The 15,678-nt window shown below is 56.4% G+C and carries 14 protein-coding genes; 12 read left to right on the forward strand and 2 right to left on the reverse strand.

Annotation, left to right across the window (positions count from 1 at the left end; translation table 11 throughout):
• The first annotated feature begins 47 nt into the window (after positions 1–47).
• Together nirK and ABLN87_RS13585 are read left to right on the forward strand one after the other, a co-directional pair.
• Positions 48–1,265 (forward strand): copper-containing nitrite reductase, encoded by a 1,218-nt coding sequence (nirK, locus tag ABLN87_RS13580; RefSeq protein WP_353011019.1) that lies wholly within the window; start codon positions 48–50, stop codon positions 1,263–1,265.
• Positions 1,266–1,281: 16 nt separating this feature from the next.
• Positions 1,282–2,031 carry a formylglycine-generating enzyme family protein gene (locus ABLN87_RS13585; protein WP_353011021.1) on the forward strand — a complete coding sequence of 250 codons (750 nt, stop codon included), beginning with the start codon at positions 1,282–1,284 and terminating at the stop codon, positions 2,029–2,031.
• Positions 2,032–2,125: 94 nt separating this feature from the next.
• Here the strand turns inward: ABLN87_RS13585 and ABLN87_RS13590 are convergent, their stop codons facing one another.
• The gene (locus ABLN87_RS13590) at positions 2,126–2,986 is read right to left on the reverse strand and encodes a DMT family transporter (protein ID WP_353011023.1); all 861 of its coding nucleotides are present in this window, start codon (positions 2,984–2,986) and stop codon (positions 2,126–2,128) included.
• Positions 2,987–3,102: 116 nt separating this feature from the next.
• Between ABLN87_RS13590 and ABLN87_RS13595 the strand changes: the two genes are divergently transcribed.
• Positions 3,103–4,497 carry a PLP-dependent aminotransferase family protein gene (locus ABLN87_RS13595; protein WP_353011025.1) on the forward strand — a complete coding sequence of 465 codons (1,395 nt, stop codon included), beginning with the start codon at positions 3,103–3,105 and terminating at the stop codon, positions 4,495–4,497.
• A 458-nt stretch (positions 4,498–4,955) separates the two neighbouring features.
• Here the strand turns inward: ABLN87_RS13595 and ABLN87_RS13600 are convergent, their stop codons facing one another.
• Positions 4,956–5,609 (reverse strand): GntR family transcriptional regulator, encoded by a 654-nt coding sequence (locus ABLN87_RS13600; protein WP_353011027.1) that lies wholly within the window; start codon positions 5,607–5,609, stop codon positions 4,956–4,958.
• Here ABLN87_RS13600 and ABLN87_RS13605 point away from each other — a divergent pair.
• The 9 genes from ABLN87_RS13605 (at position 5,608) to ABLN87_RS13645 (ending at position 15,659) form a co-directional block, all read left to right on the forward strand.
• Complete coding sequence (locus ABLN87_RS13605; protein ID WP_353011029.1) at positions 5,608–6,909, forward strand: Gfo/Idh/MocA family protein; 1,302 nt, start codon at positions 5,608–5,610, stop codon at positions 6,907–6,909. The two genes, ABLN87_RS13600 and ABLN87_RS13605, sit on opposite strands and share 2 nt — an antisense overlap.
• A gap of 92 nt (positions 6,910–7,001) precedes the next feature.
• Positions 7,002–8,012, forward strand: coding sequence for a TRAP transporter substrate-binding protein DctP (dctP, locus tag ABLN87_RS13610; RefSeq protein WP_353011031.1), 1,011 nt, complete (start codon positions 7,002–7,004; stop codon positions 8,010–8,012).
• A 30-nt stretch (positions 8,013–8,042) separates the two neighbouring features.
• Entirely contained in the window at positions 8,043–8,618 is a 576-nt protein-coding gene (locus ABLN87_RS13615) for a TRAP transporter small permease (protein ID WP_170429693.1), read from the forward strand.
• Positions 8,615–9,910: a TRAP transporter large permease gene (locus tag ABLN87_RS13620; protein ID WP_353011033.1), complete on the forward strand. Its 1,296-nt coding sequence runs from the start codon at positions 8,615–8,617 to the stop codon at positions 9,908–9,910. Before ABLN87_RS13615 ends, ABLN87_RS13620 begins: the two co-directional genes overlap by 4 nt.
• Positions 9,910–11,802 carry a bifunctional sugar phosphate isomerase/epimerase/4-hydroxyphenylpyruvate dioxygenase family protein gene (locus ABLN87_RS13625; RefSeq protein WP_353011035.1) on the forward strand — a complete coding sequence of 631 codons (1,893 nt, stop codon included), beginning with the start codon at positions 9,910–9,912 and terminating at the stop codon, positions 11,800–11,802. Before ABLN87_RS13620 ends, ABLN87_RS13625 begins: the two co-directional genes overlap by 1 nt.
• Positions 11,799–12,635: a citryl-CoA lyase gene (locus tag ABLN87_RS13630; RefSeq protein ID WP_353011037.1), complete on the forward strand. Its 837-nt coding sequence runs from the start codon at positions 11,799–11,801 to the stop codon at positions 12,633–12,635. Before ABLN87_RS13625 ends, ABLN87_RS13630 begins: the two co-directional genes overlap by 4 nt.
• Entirely contained in the window at positions 12,625–13,812 is a 1,188-nt protein-coding gene (locus tag ABLN87_RS13635; protein ID WP_353011039.1) for a Gfo/Idh/MocA family protein, read from the forward strand. Before ABLN87_RS13630 ends, ABLN87_RS13635 begins: the two co-directional genes overlap by 11 nt.
• Positions 13,802–14,476, forward strand: a complete 675-nt coding sequence (locus ABLN87_RS13640; protein ID WP_353011041.1) for a hypothetical protein — start codon at positions 13,802–13,804, stop codon at positions 14,474–14,476. The genes ABLN87_RS13635 and ABLN87_RS13640 overlap by 11 nt, the downstream gene beginning before the upstream one ends.
• Positions 14,469–15,659, forward strand: coding sequence for a Gfo/Idh/MocA family protein (locus ABLN87_RS13645; RefSeq protein ID WP_353011042.1), 1,191 nt, complete (start codon positions 14,469–14,471; stop codon positions 15,657–15,659). The genes ABLN87_RS13640 and ABLN87_RS13645 overlap by 8 nt, the downstream gene beginning before the upstream one ends.
• Positions 15,660–15,678: the final 19 nt, after the last annotated feature.

Here is a 15,678-nt window from a genome sequence, read left to right on the forward strand (position 1 = left end):
AGCGAAATGCTTACCCGCTGCACCCATCCGACCTCAAGGAGGATATTATGACCAAGTTCATCAACCCCGGCCTCATGAAAACCAGCCGCCGCAACGTCTTGCGCGGCAGCGTACTCGCCGGTGCCGCTGCAATGACGGGGGCCGGTGCAATGGCTGCATCGCGGACACCCAAACTGCAAGGCATAAACACAGTCTCAAACAACATCTATCGGGTGGCGGGCAAAGAAGAGGCCGCAACAGATGCCAAACCTGCTGATTTGTCGGGCTACACCCGGGTGAAGCAGGAACTCGTACCCCCACCTTTCGCACCTGCACACGAGCAGATCGCGACTGGCGGTCCGAAGATCGTTGAGATCACCATGGAAACCGAAGAGCGGCTCATGGTCGTTGACGAAGACAATGGTGCCGAGATCTGGGCGCTGACCTATAACGGGTCTGTCCCGGGTCCGCTGATCATCGTCCATGAGGGCGACATGGTGGAGTTGACGCTGCGCAACCCGACTTCCAGCATGATGGAGCACAACATCGACTTCCACGCGTCGACTGGTGCCCTGGGCGGCGGTGGCCTAACCCATGTCTATCCCGGCGAGGAATGCGTACTGCGTTGGAAGGCAACTAAGCCTGGTTGCTTCACGTACCACTGTGCTCCGGGCGGCGACATGATCCCGTATCACGTCACGCATGGCATGAACGGTGCCATCATGGTGCTGCCGCGCGAGGGCCTGAAGGACAAGGATGGCAACCCGCTGCGCTATGACAGCATCGCCTATTTCGGTGAGCAGGACTATTACCTGCCCAAGGACGAAAACGGCGACTATCGCAGCTACGAGGCTGCAGGCGACGACTATGCCGACAGCCTTGAAGTAATGCGAGGCCTGATCCCGACTCATTCGGTGTTCAACGGTGCCGTCGGTGCTCTGACCGGTGAAGGCGCGATCAAAGCCAAGGTTGGTGAGACTGTGCTGATGGTCCACAATCAGGCGAACCGGGACTCGCGCCCGCACCTGATCGGCGGGCATGGCAACTATGTCTGGGAAAGCTCGTTCACCGACGCGCCTCTTCAGGACATGGAAACGTGGTTCGTGCGGGGCGGCAGCGCTGTTGCGGCGATGTACACCTTCGAGCAACCGGGTGTTTATGCCTACGTGAACCACAACCTGATCGAAGGTGTGATGCTTGGTGCGACCGCTCACGTGGTGGTCGATGGTCAGTGGGACAATGCGCTGATGGAGCAGGTCGTCGCACCGCGCAGTTTCGAAACCTAAGAGAGGAGCAGGACTGATGTCGGCCGCCGCAAACTCAGAGACAAGACTTGGAAAGACGTCCCTTCGTTTCGCCATCTTGGGTCTTGCGGCGGCAAGCATCGCCTGGGTCGCGCTCACGCAGCGCGGCCCGGATCCAGCTTATTTGCCCGCGATGGCCGAGCGGGCCGTCATTTTGCCGGACGGGCGTTCGGTCTACGTGCAAAAGTATGAAGTCACCGTAACCGAATGGAACAGATGCGCGGATGAGCGTGCCTGTGAACTGACCTTGCGTGCACGACCTGGCCAAGACCCCTCTACAACACCGGCAACCGGGCTGAGCTATGTGGACGTTCAGCAATATGTCACCTGGATCAATAACAGGAGTCGTCACACCTTCCGACTGCCCACTGCTGAAGAATGGAATTCTTTGGCCGCCGCTGTTCTTCCCGAGAAACCCGATCCGATCTTTACGGACCCATCGTTAACCTGGGCATCCAGCTATCTCATTGAAGGCCTGGCCCCACGAGCGCTCAAGCCTCAAGGCAGCTTTTCTGCTTCCCCCGAAGGCGTCGTCGATCTCGACGGCAGCGTGTGGGAATGGACGATGGAGTGCTACGACGGGATGGACGGTGGCACCCCTCCCGATCGCTGTCCGGCATTCTTCGTCGGAGGCGAGCATTTGGCAGCGATGTCTTATCTGGTCCGCGATCCCGCGCGTGGAGGATGCGCCGTCGGAACGCCGCCGGCCCACCTTGGGATGCGCCTGATCAGCGACAAAGCGGTTTAAGCATGAGAGGAGCTCTATGCGATCGTCCAATCAAGCTTTGCGCACGAGACGAGAGATTGATCGAACAAAATACTCGAATGACAGCTTAGGGCCGTTACGCGAAGTGCTTCGCACCGGCCACGCAAATCACGACGAAAACCGTTACCCCGATCATCGAAGGCGCGACCGGTTCCGCTAGTAGGGCTGCTGCAAGGATCAAGCCGAAAAACGGCTGAAGCAGTTGTAGCTGCCCAACACCTGCTGTGCCCCCGCGAGCCAGACCGCGATACCAAAACACAAATCCAACCAGCATCGAAAAAATGGAGACGTATCCCAAGCTGAGCCAGACAGGCATGCTCAAATCGGCAAATGTGTCAGGCCATGTGAAGATTGCGAGAATGGCCATGAATGGTGATGACAAGACAAGCGCCCAGGAAATCACCTGCCAGCCACCCAATCGACGCGAGAGCAGCGCCCCTTCGGCGTAACCCAATCCGCAGGCGAGGATTGCCGCCAGCATGAACAGGTCACCGATCAGGGAAACCTCCGCACTTTGCGTGAGGGCAAAACCAACGACGGCCGCACTCCCCAAGACGGAAAACACCCAGAACATTCCGGCCGGACGTTCACCGCCGCGCAACGCGCCAAATGCAGCGGTGCTCAAGGGCAAAAGCCCGATGAAGACGATTGAATGCGCAGCCGTGATGTTCTGAAGGGCCAAGGCTGTCAGCAGAGGAAAACCGATCACGACGCCCAATGCCACTGCTATGAGTGATCCCAGATCCGACCGCGACGGTTTCAGCTCTTCGAATAAGACCAGCAAACACAGTGCCAGAGCAGTCGCCAGCACGGCACGAGCTGAGGTCAGAAAAAGAGGGTCAAACCCACTTACGGCCACTCGTGTTGCGGGCAAGGACCCACTGAAGATCAGCACACCGATCAATCCACTGCCCCAACCCGAAAATGAAGACGTCATCGCCACACAATCCTTTTTGGATTTTGTAGTGGAAGCGCTGTGGTAAATGCAGATACAGAACAGTACAATTCGTTCGAACTGTATTTATAGATGAACCCAAACAGATTGATAGTACCATGGCCAAAGCGACCCGTCGCACCCTCGTGATAGACTATATCACACGCAGGATACGGTCTCGTGCATATAGCGCAGGCACCAAGCTGCCGTCTGTCCGGTTGCTCGCACGTAGATTGGGTGTCTCGCCCTCGACCGTTGTTGAGGCCTACGACGTCTTGGCCGCTGAGGGCGTTATCTTTGCCCGACGAGGTTCTGGTTTCTTTGTTTCCGACCGCGTTCAGCCCTTTGTCGTGTCGCAAACCGGGCCACAGCTTGAGCGAGAGATTGATCCGCTTTGGGTCGCTCGGCAATCAATTGATGCAGAAGATAGCAAGGAGAAGCCCGGATGCGGCTGGATGCCGTCGGATTGGATGCCGCTGGACTCTCTGCGTCGGGCCATGCGCAATGTGGCGCGGGGCAACAGCAATGTGTTGACCGATTACAGCAATGCAAAGGGGCATGCGGGCCTGCGCCAACACGTGGCACGCATGTTGGGCGATCAAAACATAGACGTCGATCCAAACGCCCTTTTGCTTACAAATTCTGGGTCTCAAGCGCTGGATTTGATCTGCAGATTGCTGCTCAAGCCGGGAGATACAGTTCTGGTGGATGATCCCTGCTATTTCAATTTTCAAGCCCTCTTGCGCGCGCATCAGGTCGCCCTTGTTAGTGTGCCCTACACGCCCAATGGTCCCCATCTCACGATGTTCGAAAGCGTCCTGCGCAAAGAGCGCCCCCGGCTCTATCTGACCAACTCGGCATTGCACAATCCAACTGGCGCGACGCTCTCAGCAGCGACCGCGCATCGCGTGTTATCTCTGGCTGAGGCCCATGATCTGCTTATCGTGGAAGACGTTATCTTTGCCGAGTTCGAGCCGGACCTGTCTCCGCGTCTAGCCGCGTTGGATGGGCTGGACCGTGTTCTTACGATTGGCAGCTTCTCCAAGACGCTTTCGGCGTCGCTACGATGCGGATACATAGCTGCCCGGCCTAGCTGGATTGCCGCCCTTACCGACCTTCAGGTCGCAATCAGCTTTGGTGGGCCGAGCCCGATGGTAACAGAATTGCTGCACGCAGCCCTCACCGATGGAAGCTACCGCAAACATATGGGCGCGCTGAGGGCCAAACTGGATCGCGCCCGCGCGCGTTCTATTGATGAGTTGGGCACCTTGGACATCAAGCCCTTTGTGAATCCCAAGGGCGGATTTTACCTATGGTGTGAGCTGCCAGACGGAAGCGAGGCGGCCATGCTGGCACGGGAGGCTCTCAAACAAGGCGTTGTGCTTGCCCCTGGAAATGTCTTCAGCCCGACCCAGTCCAAGAATTCGTTTATGCGCTTCAACGTGAGTCAGATGACGGGAGTGACGCATAAGAAACTGCTTCGCGAGCTGATGAGTGCGACCAGGCCTCAATGACCGCTTTGCGGAAGTCGCATTGCAGCGTTGTTTAATGAAGCAAATGTCGGCTTTGCGCCGTTCGCGACTGCTGCGCGAGCGAAAAACTAAGGTGTGATCAACGGCAGCTCTGGGCTCTTTATCGCGGGTCAGTGCGACAGGTTCGGACTCCAAACCAGAGCTGACGCTTGAATCGCTGGTTCGTCTGGTACGCAGGGGAGTTGACCACTCAACCAGAGATCGCTTCGCATAACACCCCCTTCAGCGATGCTCCCGGTTTGTTGCGGCTGTGCAGAGCAGCCCTTGGTTGCAGAAGCTTGGCGTTTTTATCCCTGCTCGTGCGGCTGCCTGATGCAGCGGGGTTAGGATGTTGAATAATGAACTTACGAAATTCATCTGGTAAGCACAGAAATTAAACTTGCCTATCAGGCCCCGTGTCGCTGACCCAGGTGATGGTGATAGGCAGCAACAACAGCGAGCTACATAGCCTCAAGCGTATGTGAGAGACCGTTTCGGATGTGATCTTCCAACAGCTTGATTGCGGTGCCCGCGTCTCTGGCCAATGCGGCATCGAACATGCCCTTGTGCTCCCTTACGGCCTCTTCGCCGCGATAGGTCAGCACGAGCATCTGATACCGCAGATACTTGTCATAGATGATTGAGTGCAGAGACAAAAGGTTCTTGGAGTTGCAGGCAGCGATCATCGCTTGGTGAAACTCCCAATCATATCGTTTCCAGGTTTCTTTCTCGGACTCGTCGCCCTTGAGAAGCTGCTGTTCCATCAGGTGCAGTTTGTGGTGTGCGGCAACAAGGTTGCCTTCCCAGTCCGTGTCGCCATTCGCAATGGATAACTCCAAAGCGTGGCATTCCAACAGGACCCGCAGCTCTGAAATCTCGGTCAGGTCTTCGTGTGACACTGGTGTGACCAGGAAACCCCGTTGCTCGGGAGCTTCGACAAATCCGTCGCTGGCAAGCCTGTTCAGCGTTTCGCGAAGTGTCGAAAGGCTTGCTGAGTAGCGTTCCTTCAAGGCGTCCAGCTTCAGTTTGGAGCCGGGCTGCAGCTCGCCAAAGATGATGTCCCGCTTGATGCGCTGATAGGTGCTTGCACCTATCGTAGATGGCTGTTTCGCCATGCGTTTCACCCGATATTATCAGTTTCCTCGTTCAATTAGCATTTTTCAGAGACATCAGCAATCCAAACTGATGTATGGTAAAAATAAAAATATCATACATTATTGCGGAATCACAAAAACCCCAATACGGTCGTGGCAAAGTTGGGCAAAGCAGCCCGATCGCAATCATCGGTTTCGGGATTTTCCGGACCCTCCGGAAGGAAGCAAAGTGTCTAAGAACTTTCGCATTGCCATTGTCGGCATTGGCCTTGTTGGACGACGCCACGCAGACGCTATACGAGCGTTGCGCCATGTTGATCTTGTTGCGGTGGTCGACCCCAGCGATGAAGGTCGTGCTTACGCCGTTGAGCACGGGGTCGCATGTTACGAGACCCTCGAGGAAATGTTTGCAAATCAGACGCCGGATGGAGCTGTTCTTGCGACCCCGACCACGCTTCATGTTGAACAAGGCCTCACGTGTATTCGACATGGTTGTCCCGTTCTCGTCGAAAAACCGATCGCGGTGGAAGCCACTGCTGCGCTTGAGCTTGTTCAAGCAGCGGAGAAGGCCAATGTGCCACTGATGGTCGGACATCATCGTCGACACAATCCTCTGATCCGGTCGGCTAAGGAAGCCATTGTCGACGGGAAGATTGGAGATGTGCGCGCTGTCCATGCGAATTGCTGGTTCTATAAGCCAGACGAGTATTTTGATGCTGCGCCCTGGAGAAAGAAACCCGGTGCGGGGCCTATCTCAGTCAATCTGGTCCACGACGTCGATCTTCTGCGATACCTGGCCGGAGAAGTCGTGACCGTTCAGGCTCAGTCGGCTGCATCGCAGCGGGGTTACGACAACGAAGATGTTGCCGGTGCTCTGTTGACGTTCGAAAGCGGAGCGATAGGGACCATAAGTGTTTCCGACAGCATCGTTGCTCCATGGAGCTGGGAGATGACGTCTCAAGAATATCCAATCTATCCTTCAACCACTGAGAGTAGCTACATGATCGGTGGCTCTCATGGTTCGTTGTCCGTTCCCGATCTTCGATTGTGGAGTTACCAGAGTGTGCAAAGGGACTGGTGGACACCTATTTCATCGACCGCGCTGAAGAAGGGTGCGTCTGACCCTCTGGTCAATCAGCTTAGGCACTTTGTTGAAGTAGCTCGGCACGAAGCTGTGCCGATTGTGTCTGGATGGGAAGGTTTCAGAACGCTTCAAGTTATTGAAGCTATTCAGAATTCTTGCAGAACTGGCGAGACTGTGAGGATAAGACCCCTTCAGGAATCGCAGCAACAGAGACTGCAGGTAATAAAAAATATCTGATATTTTTTAAAAAATCTTGCAAAAAGTCCAAAATAGGTCAAAACTTGGAATCGTCAAAAAGAAGCATCAATGATGTCTCAGGGAGGAATAAAGTGACTTTCAAACTTACACGCCGGGCTGCTGTATCAGCCCTAGTCGCAACCGGTGTTCTGTTCAGCGCAACAAGTGGTGCGCTTGCGGACGACAAAGTGCAACTTCGCCTTGCAACATCAGGATCGGAGACCGACCAGCGCTCGGTCGCCATGGCCGAGGTTTTTGCGCCCATGGTCGCTGACTTCGCAAATTATGAGCCCAGCTATAACGGCACCATCTTCGCGCAAGGCACCGAGCTGGACGCCATTAGCCGTGGCAATCTGGAAATGTCGATCACCTCGGCGCAGGAACTGGCACAGTTCTTCCCCGAGTTTTCGATCTTTACAGCAGGCTATGTCCACCAGGACGCCGCGCATCAGGTGGCTGTCTTCAACGATCCCTTGATGGATGCCTTCAAGCAAAAGGCCGAAGAAGAACTGGGCGTCAAACTGCTGTCGGTCATGTATCTGGGCCGTCGTCAGGTGAACCTGCGCCAGCCCAAGGATGAACTGACCGTCAGCACTCCGGCTGATCTGGAGGGTGTGAACCTGCGGATGCCGGGCACAGATGCGTGGCAGTTCCTTGGCAAAGCGCTGGGTGCCGCCCCGACACCAATGGCGTTCTCAGAGGTTTACACAGCTCTGTCGACCGGTGCCGTTGACGGCCAGGACAACCCATTGCCGACGGTGGTTGATGCCAAATTCTACGAAGTGACCAATCAGATCATCCTGACATCGCACTTGGTTGACTTGAACTATATCGCGATCGGCAAAGAAGTTTGGGATGGATTGACACCCGAGCAACAGGCCAAGGTTCAGGAAGCTGCGGATGCAGCGGCTGACTCCGGTCGCCAGAAGCAGCTTCAGAAGGAAGAGGATCTTGTCAGCTTCCTGAAAGAGCAGGGGATGGAGATCTACGAACCCGATCTGGCAGCGTTCCGCGATCAGGTACAGTCTATGTATCTGGACAGCGAGTTCGCTGGCTCATGGCCCGAAGGCGTTCTGGACCAGATCAACGCTCTGGGCAACTGAGCCCAGTAAGACAAGGGAGGGGGAACCATAATGAAAGCCTTTATGAAGGGGTTCTCCCGACTGACCGAAGCGATTGCCGGCGGGATGCTGGCGGCAATCTTCCTGATCTTCCTTCTCCAAATTCTTCTACGGTACTTCTTCACCCCCGCTGGCTGGACGCTGGAATTGATCGGCATTCTTTGGGTCTGGGTGATCTTCTTCAGCTGCGCCTTTATCGTGCGCGAACGGGATCATGTGAAGTTCGACATCATCTACCTTTCGGTGCCGATGCGCGTGCGTCAGGTCTTTGCGATGCTGGCGGCCGCGGCGATTGTGGTCGGGATGCTCTACAGTTTCCTGCCGACGTGGGACTACATCGACTGGATGAAAATCCGCAAAACCTCGACTGTGCGCAATCCGTTCTCGGGTGAGAAGATACCGCTGCGCACAGTATTCTCGATTTACGCGGTATTCATGCTGGTCGTCGCAGCGCGCTACGCGTGGCTATTCTTCGACGTCATGCGCAATGGCCCCCCAAAGACAGAGTTGGAACTGGTTGTTGGGTACAACGTGGTTGACGACCATCCCCGTGTCGACGTCGAAGAGGACGAGGAAGTTAAGAAATGAGTTTTGAACTTCTTTCCTGCCTGCTCGCTCTCTTTCTTCTGGCAGGCATCGGGACACCTATCGGCTATTCCATCCTCTTGGCCTCATTAGTGTACTTGGGCACAGCCGGGCTGGACGTCGCCCTCGCGGGTGAGAAGATCCTGCAAGGCTTTTACAAAAGCACGATCCTGCTTGCCGTGCCTTTGTTCATCGTCGCCGCGAATATCATGAACGCTGGGTCGATCACGGACCGTCTGTTGAACTTCTGTGTCGCTGCGGTCGGGCGGTTCAAGGGCGGCCTAGGGCACGTCAACGTGGTAGCGTCGTTGATTTTCTCCGGCATGTCCGGCTCGGCAGTCGCGGATGCCGCGGGGATCGGCAAGATCATCATTGAGATGATGACCAAGGATGGCCGCTACGGCCGAGGTTATGCTGCCGCAATCACCGCAGCGTCGGCGACGATCGGCCCGATCATTCCGCCCTCGATCCCAATGGTTCTGTATGCGCTGGTCTCAAAGGCGTCTATCGGGTCGCTGTTCCTTGCTGGCATTCTGCCGGGTCTGATCATGGGCATCGTCCTGATGGCGATGAACTACTATCTGGCCGGCAAGCGGAACTTTGCATTGGAAGAACCTGTTCCGCTGCGCGAGTTGCCGGCTAAAACCGCTAACGCGTTCCCGGCACTGCTGATGCCCGCAATTCTGCTCTACGGCATATATGGCGGCGTCACCACTCCGACCGAGGCTGCAGCCGTGGCTGCATTCTACGCTCTGCTACTGGCAGCGTTGTTCTACCGCGCGCTGACCTTCCGTGGCCTTTATCAAGTGTTCGTCGACAGCGCGCGCTCCTCCGCCGCCGTCGGGGTGGTCATTGGTGGTGCGTTCATTCTGAACTTCATCGTCATTCAGGAACAGATTCCACAGTCGATCTCGGCACTGCTGGAGGGTTCGGATGTTAGCCCGATTGTATTCCTGATTCTCGTAAACCTGCTGATCCTCGCGCTGGGTTGCGTGTTGGACGCGACAACGATCATTCTTGTGATTGTGCCCCTGTTCATTCCAACTTGCGAAGCGCTTGGGATTGATCTGGTGCATTTCGGAGTGCTTGTCGTCGTGAACTCGATGATTGGTCTGATTACGCCGCCCTATGGAATTCTGCTCTTTGTGATCAACGCCGTGACGGACATTCCGCTGCGTGAAATCATCTCGGAGATTTGGGCCTTCCTGGCGGTGCTCATCTTCGCCCTCGTGATCATGATGCTGATGCCTGATCTGGTCCTGTGGTTGCCGCGTATGTTTGGATATCAGGGATAATGTGCCTCTCGGTTTCGACAACGTCGATCCCCGGTGATCTGGCCGAAAAACTGAGTGCTATCGCCGACGCGGGGTTCGGAGGTGTCGAATTACACGAACCGGATTTGACCGCTTTTGACGGGCCGCCATCGCAAATTCGGAACATTGCATCAGATCTCGGCCTGAAGATTTGCCTGCTACAACCTTTCCATAACCTTGAAGGCCAGGCCGACGCCGGACGGGAGCGCGCCTTTGATCGGCTGAAGCGTAAACTCGACCTGATGAGCGAGTTGGGAACGGAATTACTGCTTATCGGGTCTGCCTTCGAGGTCGATGTCGCCGTGACCGAAGAACAGGTCATCGCAGATCTTGGCGACGCGGCCCAGATCGCTAAAGAAATGGGGATGCGTCTGGCCTATATGGGCTTGCCATGGTCAGATCTTGTTCACTCGGATGAACTGGCGTTACGCGTCGTCGACGCAATCGACAGCCCTCATTTGGGGTTGGCCTTGAATTCCTTCTTCTCGCTCGCCGATGGGTCCAAACCAGCCCGCCTTAGGGACATTCCTGGAGAGCGGCTGTTTCATGTGCAACTGTCCGATGCACCGCGACTTGAGATGGATATTCGCAGGCTCAAACGGCAATTCGGGCTTCTGCCGGGGCTTGGGTCGCTGAACCTTGCGGGCTTCGTACGGGTGTTGTCCCGTGCCGGATACAAGGGGCCTTGGTCCATTGCACGCGTCAGCGAAGCAGCTCCTCAACCCGGTGGCCGAACACTGGCCCGCGACAGCTACAGGTCGCTGGTGAACCTGTTAGATGAGGTTTCCCGGACCGAACCGGGAACCGATTTTGGCATCCCGGACCTGCCGGAGCGCGTCTATGCGTCAGGCTTTGAGTTCGTCGAATTTACAGCTGATGAAATAAGTGGCGCGCAGCTAGCAGATATGCTGTCAGCAATGTGTTTTCGAATGGAGCGAAAGCACGTGAGTAAGTCTGTCGAGTTGTGGCGGCAAGGCGCGATAAACATCGTTGTGAATACTGAAAAGGAAGGTTTTGCCCATTCAGCGTTCCTGGGTCACGGTCCCTCCGTTTGTGACATGGGGTTGCGTGTCAGGGATGCGGATCAGACGGTTCAGCGGGCGACCGCGTTGGGCGCTCCGAATTTCTCGCAGCCAGTGGGAACGGGAGAGCTGGATATCCCGGCCATCCGTGGTGTCGGCGGCAATGTCGTCCATTTCATTGATGAGAAATCTGATCTGCATCGGGTTTGGGATATCGAATTTGAACCGGTAGCAAAAACCAAAGCGACCCAGCCCGCCGGTTTGCGCCGTATTGACCATCTGGCACAGACGATGAGCCACGATGAAATGCAAAGCTGGCTACTGTATTACATCTCGACTTTCGAGATGGCAAAGTCGCCTATCGTGAATGTGGCCGACCCGTCCGGCGTCGTGCGAAGCCAGGGCATCGAAAGCCCCGAAGGCGAAGTGCGCCTGAACCTGAACGGGGCAGTTGGTCGCCGAACTCTGGCGGCTTCGTTTCTTGAAGATGGCTTTGGGGCTGGTGTTCAGCACATCGCCTTCGAGTCTGACGATATATTTGAAACTTCAGACCAATTGCTCAACTCCGGCTTTCCCAGCCTGTCCATCCCGGAAAACTACTACGCTGATCTGCAAGCGACTTTCGGATTGGGTGACGATTTGGTCGCCCAACTGCGCCGAGGCAACATTCTCTACGATCGGGCAGCAGGTGCCGAGTATTTTCAGATATACAGCCGCCCCATCTTTAACGGCTTCTTCTTCGAAATTGTTGAACGCCGCATGGGCTATGCCGGTTACGGTGCGCGTAACGCGCCCATTCGCCTCGCCGCGCAAAGCAAAACCCAGACGCTCAAAGAGGTGAAGACTCAATGACTGTGCTGGATGAAAACATGACAATGGATGAGCGCGCTGTTCGCCATTGGTGGCGTACCTCCATCATCGACATGAAGCCTGGTCAGATCGCTTTTCGTGGCAACGCCATAGAGGACCTGATCGGGAACGTTTCATTCCCGCAGATGATCTGGCTGATGGTGCGGGGTGATCTGCCCAGCGACGCACAAGCGCGCTTGTTCGAAGCTGCTTTGGTCGCAGGCGTGGATCACGGCCCGCAGGCTCCCTCAATCGCGGCTGCGCGTATGGCCGCCACTTGCGGGGTAGGTCTCAATAATGCGATGGCGACTGCGGTGAACATGCTGGGCGACGTGCATGGTGGGGCAGGAGAACAATGCGCAGAGCTGTACTATGATATCGCGGCCCGTATGGATGCGGGAGCTTCGCTGAACGACGCTGTTCGGGATGGCCTGGACAGCTGGCGGGAGATCTACGGCAAAATCGTATCGGGCTTTGGTCACAGGTTTCACAAGCCCGTCGACCCACGCGCACCACGATTGATGCAACTTGTTCGAGATGCGGCGGCAGAAGGCACAGTTTCTGGCCGGTTTGCCGATATCGGAGAAAAGGTTCAAGCCGAACTGGGTCGTCAACGCGGCGGTCGGCCAATTGCCATGAATATCGACGGCGCGACGGCCGTGATCTTCTGCGAACTTGGCTTTCCTGCACCTTTGTCGCGAGGGCTGTTTTGCCTGTCCCGCTCGGTTGGAATACTTGCCCACGCTTGGGAGCAGATGAACCAGGGGGGGCGGAACAAAGGGCCGATGCCCCCGAATTACTTACCTCTCTACGAAGACAGGAATGATGACACGTGAGACATCGAAATCCTTCCGGGTCGGCCTTATTGGCTGTGGTCGTATCAGTGATGTTTATCTAAAGACACTATCCAAATTTTCGAGCGTCGAGGTCGTGGCTTGTGCAAGCCTTGATCCTTCGGAAAGCCGCGCCAAAGCGGATCAATACGGTGTCGCCCAGGCCTACACGCCAGATGAGGTGTTTGACGATCCGACGATTGACTGCGTTCTGAACCTGACAATTCCGGCGGCGCATGCCGAAATCAGCCTGCGTGCGTTGGAGGCGGGCAAGCATGTCTATTCCGAGAAGCCGCTGGTTATGGATCGAACGGATGGTAAAGCGATTCTGCACATGGCCTCTGAAAAGGGGCTACTGGTCGGTTGTGCGCCCGACACATTTCTGGGCGGTCGCTGGCAGACCGTTCGGCGCTTGATTGATGAAGGTGCCATTGGCAAACCGACAGGGGTTTTTGCCCATGTCGGGACCCACGGAACAGAACGCCATCATCCCAACCCGGATTTCTACTATCAGGCGGGTGGTGGGCCATTGCTGGACCTTGGGCCGTACTACCTGACCGCTATGATCTGCTGCCTTGGTCCCGTTGACCGGGTCGCCGGGATGGCGCGGCGGACCTTTGACAAGCGGATGATCGAAAACGGCCCGCGCAATGGTGAATGGATGGATGTCGAGGTCGACACGCACTCCCTAAGCATGCTGCAATTCTCATCCGGCGCCATCGGGTCGATGACCATGAGTTTCGACGTCTGGGACAGTGAAACTCCGCGGTTCGAAGTCTACGGTGAAAACGGCACCATCAGCATCCCTGATCCTGACCCGGTTCATGGTGCCAACATCTTTCAAGGGGATGTATGGCTGAAAACGCGGGAGACCTCGCGCTGGTCTCATCAGCCTCGTCCAACCGGTCGTGAAGACTGGCAGGTGGTCGAAAACAAACACGGGTTCAATGAAGACAGTCGCGGGCTCGGCCTGCTGGACCTCGCATTGGCGGCCCAAGAAGGACGCCAACCCCGTGCAAGTGGAGCGCTTGCCTACCACGTTTTCGAGGTCATGGACGCGATCGAACGGGCGCCGAAATTTGGCGCCTATCAGACGATAGAAAGCCGTTGCGCGGCTCCGGAGCCTTTGCCGGTCGATTTCCTGTATGATGAGAGGAAGGTGCTGTTTCATGCCGATTGAGACACTAGACTTTGCTGAGCCATTCTTTCGCGTCCAGCACATAACTGACGAACGCAGAATTTCTATCGAGGGTCGCGCCATCGCCCTTAACCTTGGGGGGCGAAATCTCTCTGTCGAGGATCAGACTGTTGCACCGCTTTCCTCCGTGATCGTGCAAGACAGCGTGCTTGGCGGCGTGGAACGTGCAGTCATTGTCCACGGTTTCGACGTCCATGCCGATGAAAACGAGTTATTCGCATGGGTGAAAGATACGTGGCCATCTGCTTTTGATGTCCGCCAAGAGGAGCGTCTGCGCGGCGTCAGCCACTACATGTCGCCAAAGGACTTCGTGGGCAACGTTGGACTGACCATGTACCACTCGGGTTCGGTTCCGCTGAATGTCGGATTGCACAAGGATCATCCGTTCTGCCCGGTGCCGGGGTTTCGCGAAGTGCATACGCAAATCGTAGGCATTGGCAAAATGCAGCAATGCCGCGAACAGGACGTTGAAACCCTTTACCTCGAAGAATTCATGGCTCCGGGCGCGACGCACAAGCCGATGTATGACGCTGAAGGCAACTATCCTTGGCATCAATACGAGACGATCACGCCCAGCATCTTCATGGCTGTCGAAATACTGCCGGAAGGCGCGCGGGTCCCGGACATGGAGGTTCAGAATGGCTGAGAGACTTTTACCCGAAGACCTGAACTTTGACGGTCCTTTCCCCCGCCTGTCTCGCCGTTTGCGGCTAGGCGTTGTTGGTGGTGGGCGTATCTCGGTCACGCAAGCAATGGCCGCTCGGATGACCGACCGGTGGGAGGTCGTCGCAGGAGCGCTCAGTTCTGACGCTGCGCGCAGCAAGGTGCGCGGGGCCGAGTGGTTCCTGCCAGCAGACAGGTGCTATGCGTCATTCGGCGAGATGGCAAAGGCCGAAGCGGAGCGGTCGGATGGCGTGGATGCCGTGATGATCACGACCCCGAACCACGTTCATTTCGAAGCGGCCAAAGCGTTTCTTGAGGCGGGCATTGACGTACTGTGCGACAAGCCCCTGACCAACGAAGTCGACGAGGCCGAGGGGCTTGAGGAGATCGCCGCGCGCACGGGACAGGTCTTTGCCGTCGGATATGCGATGTCGTGCTTTCCAGTGATCCGGCAAGCCAAGCAAATCGTGGCCGATGGAAGCATCGGAAAAATCAACCAAATACATGTTGAGTTTATGCAAGACTGGATGACGCCCGAAGATGTGGCCGATGCGCCTCATGTCAAATGGCGGCTGGACCCAAAGATTTCAGGTCCGACCAGTTGTGTTGGCGATATCGGCACACATGCCGCGCATCTTGCCAGTTTTGTCTCGGGCCTGCCCATGACCGATCTGCGGGCCGAGTTCCATATCTGCGGCGCGCCAAAGCCGTTGGAAGACACGGTGTTCATGTTCACCCGCTATCAAAACGAGGTTCCGGGAACCCTGGTGGCAACGCGCCTTGCTCCCGGAAATCGGGGCGGGTTGCGGTTGCGAATATTCGGGAGCGAAGGAGGTCTCGCATGGGATTTGGAGAATTCGGAACAGCTGAAGTTCAATCGGTTTGGTGAGCCGGATCGTATCATCAGCCGAGGTCACGGGCATGGTATCGGTCCCGGCGCGGAACGTTTGATCCGAACCGCGCGCGGCTTCCCCGAAGGGATTATTGAAGCCTGGGCTAATCTTTATACTGAGTTCGCAATGGCAGTGGCCGCGAGCCGGGATGGCGTCGCGATTCCGGCCGATTGGCTGACCTATCCCAGTGTCAATCAAGGCGCAGACGGTGTCCGATTCATTGATGCCTCCGTGCGCTCTCACCAGTCCGGAGGTGATTGGGTAACTCTCTAAGGCTTTGCCAACACGAAAG

It is taken from the genome of Ruegeria sp. SCP10 (assembly GCF_040329495.1).
Taxonomy (GTDB): Bacteria; Pseudomonadota; Alphaproteobacteria; order Rhodobacterales; family Rhodobacteraceae; genus Ruegeria.

Coding starts and splice junctions, on each gene's coding strand:
- nirK (WP_353011019.1), top strand. CDS start 48: ATGACCAAGTTCATCAACCCCGGCCTCATGAAAACCAGCCGCCGCAAC.
- ABLN87_RS13585 (WP_353011021.1), top strand. CDS start 1,282: ATGTCGGCCGCCGCAAACTCAGAGACAAGACTTGGAAAGACGTCCCTT.
- ABLN87_RS13590 (WP_353011023.1), bottom strand. CDS start 2,986: ATGACGTCTTCATTTTCGGGTTGGGGCAGTGGATTGATCGGTGTGCTG.
- ABLN87_RS13595 (WP_353011025.1), top strand. CDS start 3,103: ATGGCCAAAGCGACCCGTCGCACCCTCGTGATAGACTATATCACACGC.
- ABLN87_RS13605 (WP_353011029.1), top strand. CDS start 5,608: ATGCGTTTCACCCGATATTATCAGTTTCCTCGTTCAATTAGCATTTTT.
- ABLN87_RS13600 (WP_353011027.1), bottom strand. CDS start 5,609: ATGGCGAAACAGCCATCTACGATAGGTGCAAGCACCTATCAGCGCATC.
- ABLN87_RS13615 (WP_170429693.1), top strand. CDS start 8,043: ATGAAAGCCTTTATGAAGGGGTTCTCCCGACTGACCGAAGCGATTGCC.
- ABLN87_RS13620 (WP_353011033.1), top strand. CDS start 8,615: ATGAGTTTTGAACTTCTTTCCTGCCTGCTCGCTCTCTTTCTTCTGGCA.
- ABLN87_RS13625 (WP_353011035.1), top strand. CDS start 9,910: ATGTGCCTCTCGGTTTCGACAACGTCGATCCCCGGTGATCTGGCCGAA.
- ABLN87_RS13630 (WP_353011037.1), top strand. CDS start 11,799: ATGACTGTGCTGGATGAAAACATGACAATGGATGAGCGCGCTGTTCGC.
- ABLN87_RS13635 (WP_353011039.1), top strand. CDS start 12,625: ATGACACGTGAGACATCGAAATCCTTCCGGGTCGGCCTTATTGGCTGT.
- ABLN87_RS13640 (WP_353011041.1), top strand. CDS start 13,802: ATGCCGATTGAGACACTAGACTTTGCTGAGCCATTCTTTCGCGTCCAG.
- ABLN87_RS13645 (WP_353011042.1), top strand. CDS start 14,469: ATGGCTGAGAGACTTTTACCCGAAGACCTGAACTTTGACGGTCCTTTC.